Source organism: Nitrospirota bacterium (genome assembly GCA_040752355.1).
Taxonomy (GTDB): domain Bacteria; phylum Nitrospirota; class Thermodesulfovibrionia; order Thermodesulfovibrionales; family Dissulfurispiraceae; genus JBFMCP01.
The window spans coordinates 23804-46053 of sequence record JBFMHE010000024.1 but is presented as its reverse complement, the minus strand read 5'-3'; the positions used below and the strand labels follow the sequence as shown (position 1 = coordinate 46053).

The following is a 22250-nucleotide window of genomic DNA, read 5'->3' as shown; positions in this document are numbered from 1 at the left end:
CAGGGAGGTGTAAGTTGAACGAAGTTCTCTTTGGGGGGTAAGGTTTTAAATAAGACAGCCTTATCCTTGGCAGGGGCAGGGGCAGGGGCAGGGCCATTCAGAGGGGGAGCTGACCGTTCCCCCTGCCCCCTCCTTGCGTCAGCCCCTTGTCCCTACCCCGCCAGCCGCTCCTCTATCCGCCTGCTGATCATCCGTGAGGCCTCCTCGTCACCGATCAGCCCTACGCGAATGCTCGCCGCAGTTACGGTGGGGCTCGACCTCGTGAGGGTGACGTTCACATCGGTACCATCCTGCATGCGTGCCTCAACGGACGCCTCTGAAAGGCTCTTCTCGGTCTCGGTCACGGTCATGTTCATTGCTCTTAAGGTGTTCAGCGTGGCGCCCCAGGTGCGGTCCAGGGGGGCCGAGTATGCAGTTTCATAGTTCCCCTGCACGTACGTCGCCGCCGCAGCGCCGGCCGCGCCTCCGGCTACCAATCCCGCGCATCCCTGCAGCGCAAGTATCACGACTGCAAGCGCCGCTACTATTGTTCCTGCCGTTTTCATGAGCGTCATCCTCTCTTTCAGCCGCGGATACACGGCGCTAAACTGACGATACCGGTATGCGCAGCATTTCCAAGATGTTCTGCTTTTTATTCCCCGCCCTTGTCATCCACCCGATGGAAGCGGACGACCTGCCCCGGTTTATACTCGATCGCGAGCTGCCCGTCTTCGAACCAGTACCTGACGGCAGTGCCTCCCCTGATGGCCTTCGAAATAATCTCGTTATTTTTGACGTGATAGGGTCCTTTGGTCGTCTTGACCTTCCCTACGAGGGGAAGCGTGGACCATGCCACTACGCGTACCTTTCCTTCCTCCCGAAAGCTTACCTTGATCCGCGCCGACCCCGGCTGATCCACATCCACAGGCTCGTTGCTCATCCATGTCCCGATGAGCCGCTCGGGAGGTCCGTACTCGACCTGCTTCTGCCCTTGAGTTGCTGTCTGACCACTGCCCCGGCCTGCCTGTCCCGGAGCAGCAGATCCGGCAAACAACAGAACAATAAACAGCGCCACTGATGAAGATAATACGATACGCAGAAATGCCAAACGGCTGCGGTTCTTTTGAAGGAGAACTGATATCATGGAGGCCTCCTGACGCTTTGGAAAAAATGGTTTTGATTTGAATGGCGCTCGTGCCATTGAGGAATACAGCATTGAGTGAGTACGAGAGCGGCAGTTGCCGCCAGAGTCACTACGAAAGGGGAGAAACACCACAACAGAGGTAAGACTTTTCCCCTTGTTAAAGTTTTGCATAGATCCTTAGTAGGTGCAACATGTCCATCCCCGCTGACAATACTCCGGATACAGTGGTATCCCGGCACTCACGCCCCCAAAGCCCAAGCTCGGACAAGCTCGCATTTTTCGCTTGACTGTGTGAAGATCGATTGATAAGTGATAAGTAGGGAGGGCGTTCAATTACGGTGTAGTATTCCGAATAAGAAAGGAGGGAATATGCCCAGAAAAGTGAGCACATCCAAAGCCGCTGCAACACCCCCCAAACCTCCCGGCGTGCCCCCGCGGCCCCCGCAGAAACCGCCGCGGCCTCCAGGGGTGCCGAAGACGCCGACGCCGAAGGTCTGAGCCGCCCGGCGCCGCGTTGCGCACGTGCGACTACCGTTGAGCACCATCACCAGCCGGTTGTCCGAAGAGATAGGCATCCTCACTTGCGCTCTTTTTCATTATCGGCGGGATGTCCCTGTCTTTACGTATTCATGAAGCGGCTTTATACTATTACTATCAACTAAGGCCATTGCCGATGGCACAGGACGAGAGCGCCGCCCCGGGCAGCGCGGTTCTGAAAGGCGCTCATGAATAGAGCCGAGCTGGTTTGCCTCCTCAGCGTTCCATAATTAATCGCCAACCGTTCTGCAAGAAGAGAGATGCCCCGACAGGTCCAGGTGACGGTGCCGTCCGATAAAATCGCTATGCTTGTGGGGGAGCTTCGGGAGCTCGAGGGGGTTCGCTTGTCCGTTGGGCGATAGACGTGGGCCTCGTTGTCGTCTTCTCGTTCATGGTATTTGTGTTGAATGCACTTTGATTATCTGTTAAGCACTGAACAAAAGAGGACGGGTTCTGGATTGCCCCCAGCGTAATCTCCGGCAGAGGCTCGTTTGATGATTTCCATAGAGCTCTTCGCAGAGGTCACGGCAAGAGCGCTCGAAGCGCTCGGCATCGGCGTTATCGCCGCCGGAGCGCTTTACGCAACGCTCAGAGCGGCGCTCATGGCAAGAACAGCCCGAGGCCGCGAGGTTTTTTCGGCCTACCGCCGCCTGCTCGGCCGGGGAATTCTCCTGGGCCTGGAATTCCTGGTTGCCGCGGATATCATCACTACAGTTGCCGTCGAGCCCTCTTTCCGCAGCGTCGGGGTGCTGGGGATCATTGTGCTGATAAGGACCTTTCTGAGCTTTACGCTCGAGGTAGAAATGACGGGGCGATGGCCGTGGCAGGGCGGTACCGAAGAAAGCAAAGAGCACGACATATCCTAAGCGGAATGTACTTTACACGACCTGTCATATCACTTCCATGAATATTACGAAAAGGCATTTACACAAGATTCTTGACATGCCCCCTCCAAACCAGCTCCACCGCTCCCTCTCGAAACTCCTTCGTGTACTTCCCTTGCGGTATCCCTCTCTTGCCCATACTCTTGTGACACCTCCGTCTTTGTACTCTGTATTTTACTCAACTTTGGTGTCCATTTTTTCTATCCTGCCTCAAAAGAACGCCGCTTAGATCAGAACGTTTCTAGAAGGGGGAACTTCGCCGTATCAGGCGACCCCGCAGCACTTCTTGTGCTTCTTCCCGCTTCCGCAGGGGCAGGGATCGTTCCTTCCCACCTTCTTGCCCGCATGCGCCGGCTGCCTCGCTCCGTCCCCGTCGCTCCTGTTGAAGATAAGCCGCTGCTGTGAGCGCTGCCTGACCTCGGTTTCGCTCTCCTGGCGCACCTGGACCCGGAAGAGCCGCATCAGCACCTCCGCGTTGATGCGCTGCGACATATCGGCAAAGAGCTCGAATGCCTCTTTCTTGTATTCCACGAGGGGGTCTCTCTGGGCGTACCCCCGCAGGCCGATGCCTTCTTTGATATGGTCGATGCCGAGCAGGTGGTCTTTCCACTGCGTATCGACGATCTGCAGGAGAATCACCTTCTCCATGTAGCGCATGATCTCGGCGCCCGCCTCCTGCTCCTTCTGCTCGTAGAGCTCCTTGACGCGGCTGACGATCGTCTTCTCGAGCTCGTCGAGCCCGCCGGAATCCTTCAGCTCCAGGGAAAGGGAGAAGGTGCCGTAGAGCGCGTCGCGGAGACCGTTCAGGTCCCAGGCATCGTACCCGCTGTTCGCAGGGCAGTAGACCTCGAGGAGCGCTGCCACTTCGTCTTCGATCATCTCGAAGATCTTGTCCCGCAGCGACGGCCGCTCAAGGATCTCGCGCCTGAACGAATAGATCTCCTGCCGCTGCTTGTTCATGACATCGTCGTACTCGAGCAGGTGCTTCCTGATATCGAAGTTGTGGGCCTCGACCCTCTTCTGGGAATTCTCGATCGCCTTCGTGACCATCTTGTTCTCGATGGGGATATCCTCTTCCATCTTGAGGAGGTTCATCAGGCCCGTTATCCGGTCGGAGCCGAAGATCCGCATCAGGTCGTCTTCGAGCGAGAGATAGAACCGCGACGAGCCGGGGTCTCCCTGCCGGCCCGATCTCCCCCGGAGCTGGTTGTCGATACGCCGGGCCTCGTGGCGCTCGGTGCCGACAATGTGCAGCCCGCCTGCAGCGACGACCTGCCCCCGCTCCTTTCCGCAGACCTCTTTCGCTCTCTCATACGCAGCGGCGAAGTCCTCTTCCGTATACTCCGGCTTGTCCTTCACATACTCGCGGGCAAGGCCGTCGGGATTGCCGCCCAGGACGATATCGGTGCCCCGTCCCGCCATGTTGGTGGCGATGGTGACCGCGCCGAGCCGCCCGGTCTGGGCGACGATCTCGGCCTCCCGTTCGTGGTACTTCGCATTCAGCACCGCATGCTTTATGCCCCGCTTCTTCAGGAGGTGGCTCAGGAGCTCCGACTTCTCGATCGAGGTGGTGCCCACGAGCACCGGCTGGCCCTTCGCATGGCAGGCCTCGATATCGTTGATGACCGCGTTGAATTTCGCCTTCTCGTTCTTGTAGATCATATCGGGATGATCGAGGCGGACCATCGCCTTGTTCGTCGGGATGACCAGGACATCCAGGTTGTAGATCTTCGCGAACTCTTCCGCTTCCGTATCCGCCGTACCGGTCATGCCGGCGAGCTTGTTGTACATCCTGAAGTAGTTCTGGAAGGTGATCGTGGCGAGCGTCTGGTTCTCGCTCGCGATCTTGACGCCCTCCTTCGCTTCGATCGCCTGGTGCAGCCCGTCGCTCCACCGTCTGCCCGGCATGAGCCGGCCGGTGAATTCATCGACGATGACCACCTCGCCGTCCTTGACGACGTAATCGACATCGCGCTTGAAGAGATGGTGCGCGCGCAGGGCCTGGAGCACGTGGTGGACCAGCTCGATGTTCGTCGGATCGTAGAGGTTGCCCACCCCGATGAGCCGCTCCACCTTGGCGCTGCCCGACTCGGTGAGGACCGCGTTCTTGAGCTTCTCGTCGATCTTGAAGTCCTCGTCGGGCTTGAACTGCGGGATGATCCTGTTCACCTTGAAGTACTTGTCCGTAGACTCCTCGGAGGGGCCGGAGATGATGAGCGGCGTCCTCGCCTCGTCGATGAGAATGCTGTCGACCTCGTCCACGATCGCGTAGTTCAGCTCCCGCTGGCAGTAGTCGGCGATATCGTACTTCATGTTGTCCCTGAGATAATCGAACCCGAACTCGTTGTTGGTGCCGTAGGTTATATCGGCGCGATACGCCTCCTGCCGCGTGCAGGGCCTGAGATGGTTGTAGCGCTTGTCGAGGGTCACATATGTCGGGTCGTAAAGAAAGGAGCTGTCGTGCTGGATGACGCCGACCGAGAGACCCAGGAAGTGGTAGAGCGTTCCCATCCACTGGGCGTCTCTCTTGGCCAGGTAGTCGTTCACCGTAATGACATGCACTCCCCTGCCGTCGAGGGCGTTCAGGTAGACCGGGAGCGTCGCCACAAGGGTCTTTCCCTCGCCGGTCTTCATCTCGGCGATCTTCCCTTCGTGGAGCGCCATGCCGCCGATGAGCTGGACATCGAAATGCCGCATCTTCATGAGGCGCTTTCCCGCCTCCCGGACGACGGCAAAGGCCTCGCTCAGCAGGGCGTCGAGAGACGCTCCCGACTCGAGCCTGCTCCTGAATTCCTCCGTCTTTCCCTTGAGCTGTTCATCGCTCAGCGCGGCAACGGACGGCTCGAGGGAATTTACCTGATCGACGTTGTCGAACAGGCGTTTGAGCTCACGCTCGTTCTTCGTACCGAATATCTTTTTAAGTATATTTACCATGATAATTTCACCCTCTTTTATACTAACAGCGAGAGGGAATTTATGCAAGCGAAGGAGCGCTGTTTTCAGAATCCAGAATTCTGGATTCTGCCTTTCTCCCCCATTAAACCTTTTCCGGTTTCGTCCGAAAATAAGTAGTATCGGGCATATTGTGTCATTGCTGCTATGTGACAAGCCGGAGCGACTGCGTCACCGCCGCACAACAAGAGCTGACAGGAGGGCGCCATGGCCAAAATTGATGCGTTTTTTCAACTCATGCACGAGCAGGGGGCCTCTGACCTGCATATGGTCTCGGGCTCCCAGCCGATCCTCCGGATCCGCGGCGAGATGGAGCGGATCGACTATAACCCCCTCGACAACGACGATCTGAAAGCGATGCTCTACGAGATCGCCCCTGAAGACAAGATAAAGACCTTCGAGGAGACCGGAGATGTCGACTTCGGCTACGAGATCCCCGGCCTGGCCCGGTATCGGGCGAACTTCTTCATGCAGAAATACGGTGTCGGGGCGGTCTTCAGGGAGATCCCGAGCGAGATCCTGACCACCGAGCAGCTGGGGCTGCCGCCGGTATGCAAGAAGTTCGCGATGCTCCAGAAGGGGCTGGTGCTGGTTACGGGACCTACCGGAAGCGGTAAGTCGACGACGCTCGCGGCGATCATCGACTACGCCAACAAGATGCGGAAAGACCACATCATCACCGTCGAAGACCCGATCGAGTTCGTGCACAAAAGCCAGGGCTGCATCGTCAACCACCGGGAGCTCGGGACCCATACGAAATCCTTCTCTGCCGCGCTCAGGGGAGCGCTCCGCGAGGACCCCGACATCATCCTCGTGGGTGAAATGCGGGACCTCGAAACGATCCAGCTCGCGCTCGAGGCTGCCTCGACCGGCCATCTCGTCTTCGGCACCCTGCACACGACGAGCGCGCCGAAGACCGTCGACAGGGTGGTGGATGTCTTCCCTGCAAATCAGCAGGCGCAGATCAGGACGACCCTGTCGGAGTCCCTGAAGGGCGTTATCGCGCAGAACCTCTTCAAACGCATCGACAAGAAGGGACGGTGCGCCGCGCTCGAGATCCTCGTCGTCACCTACGCGGTCTCGAACCTCATCAGGGAATCGAAGACCCATCAGCTCCCCTCGGCAATGCAGACCGGGAAGAAATTCGGCATGCAGACGCTGGACGACGCCATCATGGAGCTCCTCCAGAAAAAAAGGATCAGTCCCGAAGACGCGTATGACAAGGCAATCGATAAACAGAAGTTCGTCCAGTTCCTGAAAGAACCGCCGCCGGAATTTTAACGGACCGTTTAAGCCGTTTAAGCGGTTCAAACGGTTTAAACAGCTTGAACGGTTTGAACAGTTCATCAAGGAAAGAGGAGGAACCATGAGAAGACCTGAGCTCGATTACCTGCTGAGCACCATGCTCGACAGCAGCGATAATGTCTCTGACCTCAACTTTACGGTCGGCAAGCCGCCGCAGGTCGAGGCAGCGGGGCAGCTGGTGCCGGTCAGCTTCAAAGAGGCCGCGCTCGATACCCTCACCCCTTTCCAGACCGAGATCATCGCGATGAACCTGATCAATTCAGACCGCCGGCTCACCGAGACGCTGATCAGGGAGGGATCGTGCGACCTCTCCTATCTGCTGCCCGGAAAGGCGCGCTTCAGGGTCAACATATTTTCGCAGCGCGGCTCCTATTCGATCGTGCTCAGAAAGCTCTCCACGGATATCCCTACCCTCGCGGACCTGCGGATTCCCGAGGTGCTCGGCCAGATCGCCGAAGAGAAGAACGGCCTGGTGCTGGTGACCGGAGCCACGGGGAGCGGTAAATCGTCGACCCTGGCCGCGGTGCTCAGGATCATCAACGAGAACAAGTCGGTTCATGTCATCACCCTCGAAGACCCCGTCGAGTTCGCGCACCCGCACCAGAAGGCGACCTTCAACCAGCGCGAAATGGGCATCGACTTCGATACGTTCGCCAACGGCCTGAGAGCAGCGCTCCGCCAGGCTCCCAAGGTAGTGCTCGTCGGAGAGATGAGAGACCGGGAGACCGTCGAGATAGGCCTTTCCGCAGCAGAGACGGGACACCTCGTCCTCTCTACCCTGCATACCATCGATGCAGGGCAGACGGTCAACAGGATCGCCGGCATGTTCGAACAGGAGGAGGAGAAGCAGATCCGCATCCGCCTCGCCGACACCATACGGTGGGTGGTGAGCCAGCGGCTCCTGCCCAAGGTCGGCGGCGGAAGAATAGCCGTCGTCGAGATCATGAAGACGAACCTCAGGGTGAAAGAGTCAATCCTGAACGGTGAGGCCGAGGGAAAGACCTTCTACGAGATCATCGAGGCCGGCGAGGCCTTCGGTATGCAGACCTTCGACAAGGCGATCATAAAGCTGTACCAGGACGGGCTGATCACCGAAGAGACCGCCCTCGCCTATGCCTCGAAGAAGCCGGTCGTCGGCAGGGGCATCGATATGATCAAGAGCGCCAAGGGAGAGAAGACGACCCCGATCGAGGGGCTGAAGATGGATAAGGACTACACTCTACGGATGAAGACAAAATAGGGGGCGTTTATGGAAACAGGCGCAGGAGACTTCGGCGTGAAAGCAGGGAGCGCGCTGGTGTGCGCAGAGGGCGCCGAGGTGAACAAGAGCACCACCGAGGCGATCAAAGGACTGGGATACCATGTCGAGACCGCGAGTACCGCTGCCGAGGCGCTGGAATGGCTCAAGTTCAACCAGTATGAGATCGTGGTCCTCAGCGAGACGTTCGCAGGCGCGTCACCGGAGGACAACGCCGTCTACCGGCACCTGAAGGGCATGCCCATGGCGACACGACGGCGCCTCATCGTCGCCCTCGTCGGCCCGCATCTCAAGACCCAGGACGCGATGACCGCTTTCGTCAGGAGCGTCGATGTCGTGATAAACGAGAAAGACGCTCCTGCGATCAAGGCCGTCCTATGGAAAGCGATAGAAGACCACGTCCACTTCTACAAGGTACACAAAGAGAGCCTGGAGAAGATGGGAAAACAGTAGCTCGTCACGCCCTTCTCTAGCGGGGCTTGAAGATCAATGCCGAGAGCGGCGGCAGCGTAAGGTTCAGAGAGCAAGGAAACCGCTCGTGCGACGAGATCTCCTCCGCGGTCACGCCTCCGCCGTTGCCCATATCCGATCCCCCGTAATAGGTGGAATCGCTGTTCAGCAGCTCCTGATAGTAGCCCGGCCGCGGCACGCCGATACGATAGCCCGGCCGCGGCACCGGCGTAAGATTGAAGACAAAGACGAGAAAGTCGTCGGGATCCTTCGCCCGCCTGATGAACGAAAGGACGCTGTTGTCGTGGTCGTGGAAGTCGATCCACTCGAAGCCCCGCCAGTCGTGGCAGACCTCGTACAGCGCAGGCTCGGTGCGGTAGAGGCGGTTGAGATTGTAGAGATAGTCCATGAGCTTCTGGTGCGGCTCGTACTGGACGAGGTGCCAGTCGAGACTGGTATCGAAATTCCACTCGTCCCACTGCCCGAATTCACCGCCCATGAAGAGCATCTTTTTGCCGGGATGGCCGTACATATAGCCGTAGAGCGCCCTGAGGTTGGCGAACTTCTGCCACAGGTCGCCCGGCATCTTGCTCAGCATCGACCGCTTGCCGTAAACGACCTCGTCGTGCGAGAAGGGGAGCACGAAGTTTTCGGTAAACGCATAGATCATGCTGAAGGTAAGATTGTTGGTATGGTACTTCCGGTGGACCGGCTCTTTCGAGAAGTAATCGAGGGTGTCGTGCATCCAGCCCATATTCCACTTCATGCTGAAGCCGAGGCCGCCGAGGTAGGTGGGCTTCGAGACCCCGCCCCAGGCGGTCGACTCTTCCGCTACGGTGAGCACGCCGGGGTGGTAGTAATGGACCACCTCGTTGAAGTGCTTGAGGAAGTCGATCGCCTCGAGGTTCTCGTTGCCGCCGTAGATATTGGGGACCCACTCTCCGTGCTTGCGGGAATAGTCGAGGTAGAGCATGGAGGCGACGGCATCGACCCGCAGCCCGTCGATGTGGTACTTGTCGAGCCAGAAGAGCGCGTTCGAGATGAGGTAATTCCGCACCTCGTTCCTTCCGTAGTTGAAGACAAGCGTACCCCACTCCCTATGCTCGCCCTTTCGCGGGTCCTCATGCTCGTAGAGGCAGGTGCCGTCGAAGAAGGCGAGGCCGTGCGCGTCCTTGGGGAAGTGCGCGGGAACCCAGTCCACCAGAACGCCGATGCCGTTCTGGTGGCACTCGTCGACAAAATACATGAAGTCCGCGGGAGCGCCGAACCTGCTCGTGGGCGCGAAATACCCGATCGTCTGGTATCCCCAGGAGGCGTCGAGCGGATGTTCCGAGACCGGGAGGAGCTCGATATGGGTGAACCCGAGTCTCTTGACATGCGGGATCAGCCGCTCGGCCAGCTCGCGGTACGTGAGAAAGCGGTTCCCCTCTTCCGGAGCGCGCATCCACGAGCCGAGGTGGACCTCGTAGATCGAGACCGGCGCTTCGAACCAGTTCTTCTTCTCCCTCGCCGCAACCCAGGCGTCGTCCCGCCAGGTATATTTGTTTTCGATATCGTAGACAATGGCAGCGGTTTTGGGGCGGACCTCGAAAAAGAAGGCGAAGGGATCCACCTTCTGCTCCTTGTATCCGTGATACCGCGAGAGGACCTCGAATTTATAGCCCAGGCCCTCCCCGAGCCCGGGAATGAAGAGCTCCCAGATCCCGGACGAACCGAGGGGCCGCATGGGATGCCGCCTGCCGTCCCACCCGTTGAAGTCGCCGATAACGCTCATGCGCCGCGCATTGGGGGCCCAGACAGCGAAGTGGACGCCTGCTATGCCGTTGACCTCGCGGGGATGCGCCCCGAGCTTTTCGTAATTCTGGTAGTGCGTGCCCTCGCCGATCAGGTGCAGATCGAAATCGGTCAGCACCGGGGAAAAGGCATAGGGGTCGTAAAACTCCCGCACCTCGTCCCAGCGGGTGACGGTCCTGATCTTATACCCCAGGGGCCGCGTGTCCTTATCGACGACCGCCTCGTAGAGCCCTTCGTCGAGCACTCTCTGCATCGGGACCGTCTGCCCGGAGCGCTCTCCCTCGACTATAACGACCCATGCCTCTCTTGCTTCGGGCATGAACGCGCGGATGAGAGACCGCCCGTTGAAGGGGTGTATGCCGAGGAGCTCGAACGGGTTGCTGTACTCGCCTCTGACCAATTCTTCCAGGCTCCGGTCAATCTGCATCGTCTCCATAGTTCATCACCTGCTCGTTAGGATAAAGGCCTTGTACGGAAGAAAACATCGTTGGACCGACAGTTCTTAGAAAAGTATAGCACAAAAATTTTCATCCCTTTCATGCCCCCTCCCCTTTCCTCATACAAGCACCTTAGGCAGGCACCTCGACAAGCACCCCGGACAACGCTCATTGACGATGCCGGCGTTTTCAAGGTATTCTTTACTACCACCGTATGTATAAGCTCAGATTGCTTACCGCAGGAGAATCGCACGGCAAAGGGCTGGTAGGGATCCTCGAAGGGATTCCCGCCGGGCTCCCCCTTGCTGCCGGGGATATCGACAAGGAGCTGAAGCGGCGGCAGGGCGGGCACGGCCGCGGCGGACGGATGAAGATCGAGCAGGACCGCGCCGAAATACTGGCCGGTGTCAGATGGGGAAGGACCCTCGGCTCGCCCCTCGCCCTCCTCGTCGAGAACAGGGATTGGAAGAACTGGCAGGACGGCATGTCCGCAGATACGGCGCACGAGGGGTCTCTCGCGCCGGTCACCAGGCCCCGGCCCGGCCATGCCGATCTCGCCGGCGCCCTGAAATACAGCCACCGTGACCTGCGCAACATCCTCGAGCGCTCGAGCGCGCGGGAGACGGCGATCAAGGTGGCCCTCGGCGCCGTGGCGAAGCGGCTGCTCGCCGAGTTCGGCGTTACCGTCGGCAGCTATGTTATCCAGATCGGCAGCGCGGGCATGAGCAGGACATCGCTCGACGATATCCGTTCCCGTTTCTCTCCGGAAAGCGATCTCGAACGCATAGACGCCTCTCCTGTCCGCTGTCCCGATGAAGCGGCCTCCCGTGCAATGGTCGAGCTCATCGACCGGGCCGCGCGCAACGGCGACACCCTGGGGGGAGTCTTCGAAGTCGTTGCAGCCGGAGCACCGCCCGGCCTCGGGAGCCATATCCAGTGGGATAAGCGGCTCGACAGCCGGCTTGCCCAGGCGCTCATGGGCATTCAGGCGATTAAGGGGGTCGAGATCGGCGACGGATTCGATATGGCGGGACGGTTCGGCTCCGAGGTCATGGACGAGATCTTCTATAGCAGTCAGCCATCAGCAGCCGGCCATCAGCACCGGGGAAAAGACGCCCCGGGCTTCTACCGGACGACGAACCATGCGGGCGGGATCGAAGGCGGCATCACCAACGGGATGCCTGTCATAATCAGGGCAGCGATGAAGCCGATCCCGACGCTGAAGAAAGCGCTCCGTTCGGTCGATATAGAGACCAAGGAACCCTTCGAAGCGGCCTATGAGCGTTCCGATACCTGTGCGGTTCCTGCTGCTGCGGTCATTGCGGAAGCGATGGCGGCCCTGGTCATTGCCGATGCGCTCCTCGAAAAGTTCGGGGGCGACAGCGTGCATGAGACGAAGAGGAATGCCGCCGCGTATAAAGAATACCTTGGAGCCTTTTGAGCGATTTTTTTCGTGCGCAGGGTCGTGCTTATGACGGATAAGAATTACAGAGGATTACTGCTTTTCGCCCTTCTCGTCGCGATCATGGCGTTGATCGATCCCCTTTGCGCGGCAACCGAATCACCGAAGGGCGGCACTGCGCCCGCCTCTGCTGCCGAGCCCGATCACCCTCTCGCTGCAGGCAAACGCAGCCTGGATAAAGGAGAGTACGAGAAGGCGATCGCCTTGCTCGGCGCCGCGTATGAGAAGGCGCCGGCCCTCGGCGACTATGCACTCCTCTGGCGCTCCTCGGCGTACGAGAAATCGGAAGACACCGGCCGCGCCCTCGCCGATCTGAAGACAATCAGGGAGCGGTATAAAGAATCGCCGCTGCTCAAGCAGGTGAGAATACGGGAGATCGAGCTCTCCCGGAAGCGGAAGGACGCCTCGACGGCGAAGCTCTTCGAGAGCTTCATCAAGGACCATCCGTCCAACACGGAGGTAAAGTTCGCCTACGCGACCTTCCTCAAGGAGAACAACGAGCTCCAGAAGGCGAAGCCGCTCTTCAAGGAGATCTATATCACCGTCTGCCCCCTGTCGTCCCGCGCCCTTGCCGAGCTCTCTCCCGCCGATCTGACGGTCGAGGATATGGTCAAGCGCGGCAAGGCCCTCAACACCGCGTGGCTCTTCGAGGAGTCGGAGAGGATATTCAGAGAGGCCCTGCGGAAAGACACGCAGCAGTTCAGGAGCGATATTCTCGAGGGTCTCGCCCTCTCCCTCTTCAGGCAGAAGCGGTACAAGGAGGCTGCCGAGCTGTACAAGCAGATCAGCAGCGACTACTGGAGAGCGCGGTCGCTCTACCGTGCCGGAGAGATCGATACGCTCCAGGCCGAGCTGCCTGCGCTGACCAGGACGGGAGACAAGCGCCTTGCGACGGTGCTCCTCGCCTACGGGACGAAGAAACGGCGGGAGGGAAAGATCGAGGAGGCCCTCGCCCTCTTCAATTCGGTGCTTGCGCAGTATCCCGCTGCAAAAGAAGAGACCCTCTGGGCGATCGGCTGGACCCATTACCTCTCCCGGGATTACGAGAGCGCGTTAAAAATATTATCGCAGCTCGCCGCGACCTACGGCGATGCAAAATATGCTTACTGGAGAGATAAGTCGAGGGAGCTGCTGGCCGGTCCTGCCCCGGAGCAGACGCCGGAGCCCGTAAAAGTATCGCTCGCCAGGCAGGAGAGCCCGCGCCACACCTTCTACTCCTTCCTCTCCCTCGTTCGGGGCAAACAGCGGCTGCCGGGTATCAAAGCGGCTGACCGGCCGGATACCGGGAATGCCGCACTGAATCCCTCGCTGCCCCCGGCCCATGCCGAGCGTATCGACCTGCTGGCGAAGCTGGGGTTCAGGCAGGAGGCGGTGGCGGAGCTCCTCCATGCCGCGAAAAAGAATCCCGCGCCGGGCGACCTCATCGCGGTCAGCGCTTCGCTCAAGGAGCTGGGCAATTATAAAATGTCGATGAGCACTATCGCGAAGGTGCCCTACCGCGAGGACCTCCACGCCTTCTTCTATCCCGTCGCCTACTGGCCCGAGGTGGAAGAGGCGGCGCGCGCGAGGGGCATCGACCCCTACCTGGTCCTCTCGGTGATGCGCGAGGAGTCGCGGTTCGCTCCCGATGCGCGCTCCATCGCCGGCGCCCTGGGACTGATGCAGCTGATGCCCCAGACGGCGCGGCAGCTCAACAGGAACGCCGGGGTGCGGCTTTCGCAATCGTCCGATCTGTACGACCCCACGGTCAACATTCAGCTCGGCGCCTACTATCTCAGCCACCTGGTGAACAAGATGGGCTCCATTCCCCTCGCCCTCGCGGCGTACAACGGCGGGGAGGACGCGGTCAACGACTGGCTCGGCAAGGGGACCTACAAGACCATCGACGAATTCATCGAGGATATCCCCTACGACGAGACCCGCGACTACGTCAAGAAGGTCATGACCACCTACTTCGAGTACCTGCGTCGCAGCGCCGACGGCGACCTCTCGGCGAGCCGTAACCGTCTGGGAAATCTCTAGGGTCGCTTTATTTTTCCCGGCTGAATTGTGTATCATGTTACCTGCCGTGATGCCCGCAGGACCCCGCCGTCGCTGCGAGCAGAGTACGCATGAAGAAACGAGGAGGCTGTTGTGGACATGTTCAAGACGTTCGAGGAGAAGATATCCTTTGCCATAGACAAGATCAAGACCCTGAAAGAGGAAAAGACCGCTCTCCAGAAGAGAGTGGACGAGCTTGAAGGCATGCTCAGATCGAGAGAGCAGGAGATCGAAAAACTCGCTGCCGAAAAGACCTCCATCAAGGCGCAGATCGAGAACCTCTTCACCGAGCTCGAAGCCATCGAGGTGAGATAACCCTCGGCCATGGGCAGCGTCGAGGTCTATATCCTGGGGCAGAAGTATGTGGTGAAGGGCGACGAGTCCCCCGAGTATATCAGGGAGCTCGCCGAGCTGGTAGACAGGAAGCTCAAAGAGGTGTATGCCGGCTCTCCCCACATCACGCCGCTCAAGGCCTCGATTCTCGCCGCGCTCACCCTCGCCGACGAGCTGCAGAAAGTGAAGCGGGAGTACAACGCCGTCGCCCAGAACCTCAAGACAATCGAGGACAAGGCGGACACGATCATACGGCTCTTCGATTAGCCGGCACGCCGCTCCCCCCCGGTATTCTGCCGCTTATCGATGCGGTAGCAGCTGCCGCCGATGGTCTTCGCGTACCTCTTCATCTCCGCAGCGACTTCCGCTATCTCCCCGTAGTGGGAGAAGGTCTTCAGCTTTGTATGGGTGATGCCGATCGAGAGCCCCATGAGGGGGAATATCTTCCTGCTGCCTTCGCGGTCGATCGACTCGATATAGCCCTTGACACGGTCTTCGGGATCGTAGAAGGTCGGGATGATGCGGTCAAAGTAGCCGGTGATCCGCGCCGCCGCATCCTCGACAGGCTCGAAGTCCATGATGAAGACGAAGTCGTCGCCGCCGATATGTCCGACAAAACTGCCGTAGGGCTGCCGGTCCTTGACCGTGTTGAGAATGAGCCGGCCGAGCATCTTGAGCACCTCGTCCCCGCGGGTGAACCCGTAGCGGTCGTTGAAGGGCTTGAAGAAGTCAAGGTCCGCATAGGCGAGCGCGAAGAGATCGCCGCTGTCGAGCCGCCGCTGTATCTGCTTGATGATCGTGATATTGCCCGGCAGCCTCGTCAGGGGGTTCACCTCCACCATCCGCTCCGCCCGCTGCACGCAGAGATCGAACCGCACCGGCAGCCTGCTCTCGAGCTCCGCCCTGCTGACGTAGTCGTCGACGGAGAGAGAGTCCCAGCGGGGGATCGCAAAGTCATCGGGGAAGACCGCGAGCACCGGCATCTGGCCGAAGATGGGATCGGCCTTGAGCTCGTTCAGGATGGTGGCGCTCATCCGGTCGTCCTTGGTGATGTCGATGATGAGAATGTCGGGTATGGCGTTGTAAAGGTGGTCGAGCGACGACTGCAGGTTGGAAAAGGTGATGATCCGGCAGGCGTCCTTGAGCATCCGCTGGACGAGCGTGGTCAGGACGATATCCCTGGTGATCAGGACCGCGGTCCTCATCTATTCACCGGACCTATTCATCGGAGATGAGGAAGTCCTCCGCCTGCGCGAGCGACTCCTCCATCTCCTTCAGTATTTCTCGCATATCGTCGTTGGAGAGGGCGAGGTCCTGCCAGACCGAGGGGTTGACGGCAGGCACGAAGTGATCGCCGGCAAACCCGAATCCGCGGGCCCGTATGAGGATATCCGCAAGGTGCACGATCGCCGTCTGGAGCGGCACGCTCTTCGAGAGCTGGGGCTTGTGGTGGTACTCGATCACTTCGACGAGGCTCTTCGGAAAATTCCATTTCTGGGCCACCCAGGCGCCTGCATCGGCATGGTTGATGCCGAAGACGCCCCTTTCCGCCTCGAAGATGAAGAGTCCTTTTGCCTCGGTCTCGGCCATGATCGTCCGGTACTCCTCCGGGAACTTCAGCCCCAGCACCACCTTCCCGATGTCATGGAGCAGCGCGGCCACCGAGACCTCCTCGGGCTCGCTGAGGCCTTTCTTCTTCGCAATGAGACGGGAGGTGATGGCGCAGCCGAGCGAATGCTCCCAGAGCCCCACCATCGTCTTCTGCATGGCCTCGAAGACCGAGACGCCGAGCAGCATGCCCCGCACCACATTCAGGCCGAGGAGGATGAGGGCCTGGTTCACCGACGATATCCGGCCCGGGAATCCGTAGATCGGGGAGTTGACCACCTTGAGCACCCGCGAGGTGAGGACAGGATCGTTGACGATGAAGCTGCCGATCTCGTTGATCGAGATCTTCGGCTTCTCGATGACCGCCAGGAGCTTCCGGAGAACGCTCGGGATCGTCGGGAGGGTGTCTATCGTCTCTATCTGGGCGCGAAGGGCCTGGACATCCATCGTTACGACGCGGTCCCCTCTATGTGCTCTCTGAAGTACTGCTTCAGCGTCTTCATATACGGTTCGTTCTCGGTCTTGCTGAATCGCGCATCGAGCTCGACGAGGAGCTCCTCCTTCGTCTTCTCCTGTTTGGGCGTGCCTTCTACGAGGATGCTGCCGATGCTCATATTGGAGAGCCGCTCGATCAGGACATCGGTCAGTACGGTACCGGCGCCGAAGAGGATCATGCCGCTCTCGTTCACAACGGGTTTGCCCACCTTCATCCCCGGTTTCAGCTTATCGACGGAAAGTTTAAGCACTATGCCTCCTTAAGTATTATCGGCGGTTTTTTCCCGGACATTATATCATAGGGGAAATACAGAGCAAATTGGCCTTGCCGCGCACTGCTGACGGGGTGTATACGGTGCCGTGCCTCTTGGGCTATAATGGAGAAAATGGTCTTTACCGCCGCCTATGCAACGCTCTCCCGGACCGAAATCGGGAACCGGGTCGCCGCCGCCGAAGCGATGCTGGAGCAGTGCACCCTCTGCCGTCGCCTCTGCACCATCGATCGCACCGCAGGAGAGCTCGGCGCCTGCAGGACGGGCACGAAGCCGCTCGTCGCCAGCTGGGGCCCCCATTTCGGCGAGGAGCGGCCCCTGGTGGGCAGGTCCGGCTCCGGCGCCATCTTTTTCGCCAACTGCAACCTGGGCTGCATCTTCTGCCAGAACTGGGATATCAGCCATGTCTGCAGCGGAAGCGAGCTGTCTTTTGAGCGGCTTGCGGAAGTCATGCTCGAGCTCCAGGAAGAGGGGTGTCATAACATCAATCTCGTCACCCCGACCCACCAGATGCCGATGATCCTCCGCTCCGTCGCCATCGCCATCGAGCGGGGGCTCAAACTCCCCCTCGTCTACAACTGCGGCGGGTATGAGCCGCTCGAAGCGCTGCGCATCCTGGACGGCATTATCGATATCTACATGCCCGATTTCAAGTATGCCGACCCCGAAGCAGGGAGCAGATACTCCCTGGTCAAAGATTATCCCCAGGTAGCCGGGGCCGCCGTCAAGGAGATGCACCGCCAGGTGGGCGACCTCGTCATCGACGAGCGGGGCATCGCCGTAAGGGGCCTCCTCGTGAGACATCTCGTCCTTCCCGGCGGGATAGCGGGCACACGCAAGGTCGTCCGCTTCATTGCCGAGGAGATATCGAAGGACACCTATATCAATATCATGGATCAGTACCATCCCGCCTACCACGCGTTCGGGCATCCTCCCCTGGACCGCAGGATCACCAGGGAGGAGTATGACGAGGCGGTGCGTGCAGCACTCGATGCGGGACTGCGGCGGATCGACGGAGTGACCGTATGAGGCTCACCTTTGCAGGCGGCGCACGGATGGTTACGGGGACCTGTTTCCATCTCCGCAGCGGGGAAGTGCAGCTCCTCGTCGATTGCGGCATGCAGCAGGGCGACCATGCGGATGAGCTGAACAGGGTCGCCTTCCCCTTCGCTCCTCAGGAGATCGACGCTCTCTTCCTGACCCATGCCCATATCGACCATGCGGGTCTGCTGCCCCGCCTCGTCAAGGAGGGCTTCTCCGGACCGATCATCACCACCGCCGCTACTGCCGATCTCGCCGAGATCATGCTCTACGATTCCGCCCATATACAAGTGAGCGATGCCGAATGGTTCTCGAAGAAAGCGCTCACGGCGGGCGCAGCGATCACCTTCACGCCGCTCTATACGCCCGATGACGTGGCCCGCGCGGTGGGTCTCTTCCAGAGAACGACGTACGGAAAGATCGAGCGCATCGGCAAGAACGTCAGATACCGCTTTCTCGATGCCGGACATATCCTCGGCTCGGGGACGCTCGAGCTCTGGTACCAGGACAGCCCCGTCGAAAGGAAGATCGTCTTCTCCGGCGATATCGGGAAGAAAGGGAGCCCCATTGTGCGCGACCCCCAGCCAACGGAGGAGGCGGACTATGTGGTCATGGAGTCGACCTACGGCAATCGTCTGCACAAAAATATGGAGGAGAGCATCGACGAACTGGTGGAGGCGATAACAACGACGCTGCACCGGGGAGGCAATGTCCTCATCCCCTCCTTTGCGGTCGGCAGGACCCAGGACCTCCTCTACACGCTCAACCGTCTCGTCGGAGAGGGCCGCCTGAAGCGTCTCGACGTCTACGTCGACAGCCCGCTCGCGGCTGAAGCGACGCGGGTGTACCTCGCCCATCCCGACTACTTCGACGAGGAGTCGCTCCAGCAGCTGCAGCGGGGAGCGGACCGCGCCCTGTCTCTGCATTTCACCACGACGGTAGAGGAGTCGATGAAGCTGAACAGCCTCCGGTCGGGAGCAGTCATCATCGCGGGGAGCGGCATGTGCGACGGCGGCAGGATCAGGCACCACCTCAAGCATAACCTCGGCCGGCCTGAATGCAGCGTCATCTTCGTGGGCTTCCAGGCCCGGGGGACGCTCGGCAGGGAGATCGTCGAAGGCGCCCGATCGGTCCGCATCTTCGGAGAGGATATCGCGGTAAGGGCCCGCATCCATACCATCGGCGGCTTCTCTGCCCATGCAGACCGGCAAGGACTCCTGGAGTGGCTCGGCGCCTTCGCGACCAGCCCCGAAGTCTTTATCGTCCATGGAGAGGAGGAGGTCTCCCTCGATTTTAAAGCAGCGGTCGAGGAGCGGTTCGGCTTCGTCACCCATGTTCCCTACAAAGGGCAGAGCTTCACTATCTGAAAAGTCCCCATAGAAAAGGCCTGCCGATGCCGCCGCCCTCCTCGCCTTATTCAAGAGAATCCCCGAACCAACGATAATCAATAGCAGAGCTTCATTATTTCCCGGCTGAGCCATGCGGGGGGTCTTGTATACCAGTGCGAATTCCTGCGATCAAACAAGTGCAGTCCTATCTCGACCGCGAACAGGGCGTGCGTTCAGCGCGGGCAGCATCGATCGCCGCCCGTTACGAGTCGAGCCTGCTCGCCTTTGTCGCCTCACGCTCCGAGCTGGAGACAGCTTCTCTCTTCACCGCACAAGCCCGCTTCCCGGCCTACAGCATCTCGAAGACCTTCACCGCTGCCGCGGTGCTGAGGCTCGTTGCTTCGGGGGAGCTGCAGCTGGATGCGCCGATAGGACGCTGGGTGCCGGACATACCGCATGGCGACCGTATCACCGTGCGCCAGTGCCTGCAGCATACGAGCGGACTTCCCGACTACGGCGACCTTGCCGAATACCATACTGCAGTTCGCCGCGGAGAGAGGCCGTGGACGTTCGATGAATTCCTGGCGCGCACCCATGCAGAGAGGCTCCTCTTCGAGCCCGGCCACGGCTGGCACTACTCGAATATCGGCTATATGCTGCTCCGCCGCCTCATCGAGACCGTGCGCGGCGCGAGCTACGGCGCGGTGCTCAAGGGCGAGATTTTCGATCCGCTCGGGCTCTGCAATACCGCTGTTCCGGAGACTCCCGCCGATCTGGGAGATCTCACCTTCGGCCCGAGCCCCTATCTCGGCGGAGACGGGGAGGCGAAGGAGGTCCGCTCCTCCTATGATCCCGGCTGGATTCCTGCGGGGGTCGTTGCATCGACCGCTGCGGAGGTCTCGATCTTCTGTCATTCGCTCTTTGCAGGCAGGCTCTTTCCTTCTGTCCTCCTCGATCGCATGTGCGAGAAGGTCCCGGTCGGGAGCGCCGCATCCCATCCGATGTTTATCGACCCAGGGTACGGTCTCGGCCTGATGATCGCCGAATCCCCCTGCGGCCCGCTGTATGGCCACACCGGCTCGGGCCCGGGCTGCTCCGCCGCAGCCTTTCATTTCCGCACAGGAAGATACCCTCTGACAGTTGTCGCATTCACCGATGGGGAGGAGACGCGGCAAGCGGAGCATATCGCTTGGATCATATGCAGCAATCTCACCGCCCCTGACTGAAAAACGCTCCTGCCTTCTTGTCGAACGCTCAGGACAGCGCGACGATCTCTCCCTCCATGCGCCCGAGATCGACGACCGCCACCGTCGGCCTCCCGTAGAGCCAACCGCAGGCTTCTCCGGGGTTCACGACCAGCGTATTCTTCACTCTCTTCATGACCGGCTCGTGCGTGTGCCCGTATACGACGAGATCGAAGTGGCCGCTGTCGGCAAGGGCGTCCACCACATCGGGCTCATGCATCACCACGATACGGCGGTCATGAAGGGTCACAACGTACGGCTGCGTATAGATTCTCTCCTGGTAGAGCTTCTTCAGCAGGACCCGCTCGCCGTCGTTGTTCCCGAAGACCCCGGTGATCTCTCCCGGGAAATGCTTGAGCACCCGCCAGGTAAAGGGAGAGGTGAAATCTCCTGCATGAATGATCCGCTCCACGTTCCGCGCGATGAAGAGCTCGACCGCCTTTCTCAGGTTATCGAGATGGTCGTGCGTGTCAGCAATAATTCCGATGAGCATTGGTTCCTCCAGACGGGTGCAGGTTGAATGTGAATTCTACCATACCCTTTCCGCTCATTGCAGCGTTCCGCTTTCGGCTCTATAATCGATATAAGAGTGCCTGACGGAATGAGGAGGGGGAGTCGGACGAGAACCGCCATGATCGTTCAGCAGCTGGAGCTCGAAGAGATCACCGATAACGCCGCCTTCGAGGCGCTCCGTCCCGAATGGTCGGCCTTATGGGAGCGGTGTCCTTATGCCACGCCTTTTCAGTCGCCGGAGTGGCTTCTGCCCTGGTGGAAGTACTTCGGCAATGGCCGGCCCTTCGCGCTCGCGCTCCGCTGCGAGGGACATCTCGCAGGCATTGCGCCGTTCTTCATCTTCACGCATGAGGAGGGAGAGAACCGGGTAGCGCTGATGGGGAGCGGCATCTCGGACTACCTCGATATCATCCTCGAACCCGGCCTCGCCGCCCCGGGGACGGGCATGATCTTCGAGCATCTCCTGTCGGAGCGGTCGCGATGGGACCTCTGCGATTTCCAGGAGCTCCGCCGGGAGTCCCCCCTGCTCGCTGCAGTGCCTCCTCCGGGTCTCTGTGCCGAGCGGTCCGTTATGGAAGTATGCCCCCTCCTGGAGCTGCCCGAGACCGTCGCCGCCTTTCGCTCGCGCCTGACGGCGCGCTCCAGGAAGCGGCTCAGGAAGACCGCCAACGGTTTGCGGCAACGGGGCGAGATCACCACCGGGCATGCGACTGCCGCGACTCTCTCCGTGTTTCTCGATGCCCTGTTCAGATTGCACCGCGCCGTCTGGGAGCAGCGGGGCCAGAGCGGGGTACTGGCCGATCCGCGCCTCGCGGAGTTCCATAGGGAGGTGGCGGCAGGATTTCTCGGACTCGGCTGGCTGAGGCTCCGTGTGCTCAGACTGGAGGAAAAGATCATCGCCGCGCTCTACTCCTTTGCAGCACGGGGGCGCCTCTACTGCTACCTGAGCGGATTCGATCCCGGGACCGCGCCGCTCAGCCCGGGCAAGTTCATCCTCTGGGGGGCAATAGAGGAGGCGATCGACGAGGGCATACGGGAGGTCGATTTTCTGCGCGGCAGGGAGGAGTACAAATATTTATGGGGCCCCTCGGACCGGCCCAACTTCCGGCTCATCATAAAGAAAAATAAGTGATCATTAACTTCAAAGTATTTAACACAATGAGCGGGGAGAGGG

Annotated in this window: 20 protein-coding genes; 12 read left to right on the top strand and 8 right to left on the bottom strand. The window is 60.0% G+C overall.

All coding sequences use genetic code 11. The features are described 5' to 3' along the window. Positions 1–152: 152 nt before the first annotated feature. On the bottom strand, positions 153–545 hold the full coding sequence (locus AB1805_15040; protein ID MEW5746743.1) for a DUF3568 family protein: 393 nt from the start codon (positions 543–545) through the stop codon (positions 153–155). Between the two features lie 86 nt (positions 546–631). Beyond that, complete coding sequence (locus AB1805_15035; GenBank protein MEW5746742.1) at positions 632–1054, bottom strand: hypothetical protein; 423 nt, start codon at positions 1052–1054, stop codon at positions 632–634. 1100 nt (positions 1055–2154) lie between these two features. On the opposite strand from AB1805_15035, the gene AB1805_15030 reads away from it, so the two are divergent. Continuing rightward, the gene (locus tag AB1805_15030) at positions 2155–2526 is read left to right on the top strand and encodes a DUF1622 domain-containing protein (protein ID MEW5746741.1); all 372 of its coding nucleotides are present in this window, start codon (positions 2155–2157) and stop codon (positions 2524–2526) included. 282 nt (positions 2527–2808) lie between these two features. On the opposite strand, the gene secA is transcribed toward AB1805_15030, so the two are convergent. Beyond that, entirely contained in the window at positions 2809–5481 is a 2673-nt protein-coding gene (secA, locus tag AB1805_15025; GenBank protein MEW5746740.1) for a preprotein translocase subunit SecA, read from the bottom strand. A gap of 222 nt (positions 5482–5703) precedes the next feature. Between secA and AB1805_15020 the strand changes: the two genes are divergently transcribed. From AB1805_15020 to AB1805_15010, 3 genes are all read left to right on the top strand, one after another. Then, on the top strand, positions 5704–6777 hold the full coding sequence (locus tag AB1805_15020) for a type IV pilus twitching motility protein PilT (protein ID MEW5746739.1): 1074 nt from the start codon (positions 5704–5706) through the stop codon (positions 6775–6777). An 85-nt stretch (positions 6778–6862) separates the two neighbouring features. Beyond that, entirely contained in the window at positions 6863–8041 is a 1179-nt protein-coding gene (locus tag AB1805_15015; protein MEW5746738.1) for a PilT/PilU family type 4a pilus ATPase, read from the top strand. A gap of 9 nt (positions 8042–8050) precedes the next feature. Then, positions 8051–8512 (top strand): hypothetical protein, encoded by a 462-nt coding sequence (locus AB1805_15010; protein ID MEW5746737.1) that lies wholly within the window; start codon positions 8051–8053, stop codon positions 8510–8512. A 16-nt stretch (positions 8513–8528) separates the two neighbouring features. On the opposite strand, the gene glgB is transcribed toward AB1805_15010, so the two are convergent. Next, positions 8529–10739: a 1,4-alpha-glucan branching protein GlgB gene (gene glgB, locus AB1805_15005; protein ID MEW5746736.1), complete on the bottom strand. Its 2211-nt coding sequence runs from the start codon at positions 10737–10739 to the stop codon at positions 8529–8531. A gap of 215 nt (positions 10740–10954) precedes the next feature. Here glgB and aroC point away from each other — a divergent pair, with 215 nt between their 5' ends. The 4 genes from aroC to AB1805_14985 all read left to right on the top strand — a co-directional run bounded on the left by aroC (position 10955) and on the right by AB1805_14985 (position 14842). Beyond that, the gene (gene aroC / locus AB1805_15000; GenBank protein MEW5746735.1) at positions 10955–12181 is read left to right on the top strand and encodes a chorismate synthase; all 1227 of its coding nucleotides are present in this window, start codon (positions 10955–10957) and stop codon (positions 12179–12181) included. Positions 12182–12211: 30 nt separating this feature from the next. Next, a complete protein-coding gene (locus tag AB1805_14995; protein ID MEW5746734.1) occupies positions 12212–14224 on the top strand; it encodes a transglycosylase SLT domain-containing protein in 2013 nt (670 codons plus the stop codon). Positions 14225–14341: 117 nt separating this feature from the next. After that, a complete protein-coding gene (gene zapB, locus AB1805_14990) occupies positions 14342–14557 on the top strand; it encodes a cell division protein ZapB (protein ID MEW5746733.1) in 216 nt (71 codons plus the stop codon). Between the two features lie 9 nt (positions 14558–14566). Further along, on the top strand, positions 14567–14842 hold the full coding sequence (locus AB1805_14985) for a cell division protein ZapA (GenBank protein MEW5746732.1): 276 nt from the start codon (positions 14567–14569) through the stop codon (positions 14840–14842). On the opposite strand, the gene AB1805_14980 is transcribed toward AB1805_14985, so the two are convergent. Genes AB1805_14980 through AB1805_14970 form a run of 3 tightly spaced genes read right to left on the bottom strand, consistent with a single transcriptional unit; the run spans position 14839 to position 16929 of the window. Beyond that, the gene (locus AB1805_14980) at positions 14839–15780 is read right to left on the bottom strand and encodes a diguanylate cyclase (protein ID MEW5746731.1); all 942 of its coding nucleotides are present in this window, start codon (positions 15778–15780) and stop codon (positions 14839–14841) included. The genes AB1805_14985 and AB1805_14980 overlap by 4 nt on opposite strands. Before the next feature lie 13 nt (positions 15781–15793). Further along, positions 15794–16630 (bottom strand): HDOD domain-containing protein, encoded by an 837-nt coding sequence (locus AB1805_14975; GenBank protein ID MEW5746730.1) that lies wholly within the window; start codon positions 16628–16630, stop codon positions 15794–15796. Between the two features lie 2 nt (positions 16631–16632). After that, the gene (locus tag AB1805_14970) at positions 16633–16929 is read right to left on the bottom strand and encodes a hypothetical protein (GenBank protein MEW5746729.1); all 297 of its coding nucleotides are present in this window, start codon (positions 16927–16929) and stop codon (positions 16633–16635) included. A gap of 135 nt (positions 16930–17064) precedes the next feature. On the opposite strand from AB1805_14970, the gene AB1805_14965 reads away from it, so the two are divergent. From AB1805_14965 to AB1805_14955, 3 genes are all read left to right on the top strand, one after another. Next, positions 17065–17979: a radical SAM protein gene (locus AB1805_14965; protein MEW5746728.1), complete on the top strand. Its 915-nt coding sequence runs from the start codon at positions 17065–17067 to the stop codon at positions 17977–17979. Further along, the gene (locus tag AB1805_14960) at positions 17976–19358 is read left to right on the top strand and encodes an MBL fold metallo-hydrolase (GenBank protein ID MEW5746727.1); all 1383 of its coding nucleotides are present in this window, start codon (positions 17976–17978) and stop codon (positions 19356–19358) included. The genes AB1805_14965 and AB1805_14960 overlap by 4 nt, the downstream gene beginning before the upstream one ends. 134 nt (positions 19359–19492) lie before the next feature. Beyond that, complete coding sequence (locus tag AB1805_14955) at positions 19493–20545, top strand: serine hydrolase domain-containing protein (GenBank protein ID MEW5746726.1); 1053 nt, start codon at positions 19493–19495, stop codon at positions 20543–20545. A 28-nt stretch (positions 20546–20573) separates the two neighbouring features. On the opposite strand, the gene AB1805_14950 is transcribed toward AB1805_14955, so the two are convergent. After that, the gene (locus AB1805_14950) at positions 20574–21056 is read right to left on the bottom strand and encodes a metallophosphoesterase (protein ID MEW5746725.1); all 483 of its coding nucleotides are present in this window, start codon (positions 21054–21056) and stop codon (positions 20574–20576) included. 138 nt (positions 21057–21194) lie between these two features. On the opposite strand from AB1805_14950, the gene AB1805_14945 reads away from it, so the two are divergent. Next, positions 21195–22208 (top strand): GNAT family N-acetyltransferase, encoded by a 1014-nt coding sequence (locus AB1805_14945; protein MEW5746724.1) that lies wholly within the window; start codon positions 21195–21197, stop codon positions 22206–22208. The last annotated feature ends 42 nt before the right edge of the window (positions 22209–22250 follow it).

Excerpts from the sequence above, each read along its gene's own strand:
- AB1805_15010 (MEW5746737.1), top strand. The coding sequence starts at position 8,051 with ATGGAAACAGGCGCAGGAGACTTCGGCGTGAAAGCAGGGAGCGCGCTG.
- AB1805_14945 (MEW5746724.1), top strand. The coding sequence starts at position 21,195 with ATGATCGTTCAGCAGCTGGAGCTCGAAGAGATCACCGATAACGCCGCC.
- AB1805_14975 (MEW5746730.1), bottom strand. The coding sequence starts at position 16,630 with ATGGATGTCCAGGCCCTTCGCGCCCAGATAGAGACGATAGACACCCTC.
- AB1805_14985 (MEW5746732.1), top strand. The coding sequence starts at position 14,567 with ATGGGCAGCGTCGAGGTCTATATCCTGGGGCAGAAGTATGTGGTGAAG.
- AB1805_14965 (MEW5746728.1), top strand. The coding sequence starts at position 17,065 with ATGGTCTTTACCGCCGCCTATGCAACGCTCTCCCGGACCGAAATCGGG.
- AB1805_14960 (MEW5746727.1), top strand. The coding sequence starts at position 17,976 with ATGAGGCTCACCTTTGCAGGCGGCGCACGGATGGTTACGGGGACCTGT.
- zapB (MEW5746733.1), top strand. The coding sequence starts at position 14,342 with ATGTTCAAGACGTTCGAGGAGAAGATATCCTTTGCCATAGACAAGATC.
- AB1805_15015 (MEW5746738.1), top strand. The coding sequence starts at position 6,863 with ATGAGAAGACCTGAGCTCGATTACCTGCTGAGCACCATGCTCGACAGC.
- aroC (MEW5746735.1), top strand. The coding sequence starts at position 10,955 with ATGTATAAGCTCAGATTGCTTACCGCAGGAGAATCGCACGGCAAAGGG.
- AB1805_14950 (MEW5746725.1), bottom strand. The coding sequence starts at position 21,056 with ATGCTCATCGGAATTATTGCTGACACGCACGACCATCTCGATAACCTG.
- AB1805_14980 (MEW5746731.1), bottom strand. The coding sequence starts at position 15,780 with ATGAGGACCGCGGTCCTGATCACCAGGGATATCGTCCTGACCACGCTC.
- AB1805_15020 (MEW5746739.1), top strand. The coding sequence starts at position 5,704 with ATGGCCAAAATTGATGCGTTTTTTCAACTCATGCACGAGCAGGGGGCC.
- AB1805_15030 (MEW5746741.1), top strand. The coding sequence starts at position 2,155 with ATGATTTCCATAGAGCTCTTCGCAGAGGTCACGGCAAGAGCGCTCGAA.
- AB1805_15040 (MEW5746743.1), bottom strand. The coding sequence starts at position 545 with ATGAAAACGGCAGGAACAATAGTAGCGGCGCTTGCAGTCGTGATACTT.
- glgB (MEW5746736.1), bottom strand. The coding sequence starts at position 10,739 with ATGGAGACGATGCAGATTGACCGGAGCCTGGAAGAATTGGTCAGAGGC.
- AB1805_14995 (MEW5746734.1), top strand. The coding sequence starts at position 12,212 with ATGACGGATAAGAATTACAGAGGATTACTGCTTTTCGCCCTTCTCGTC.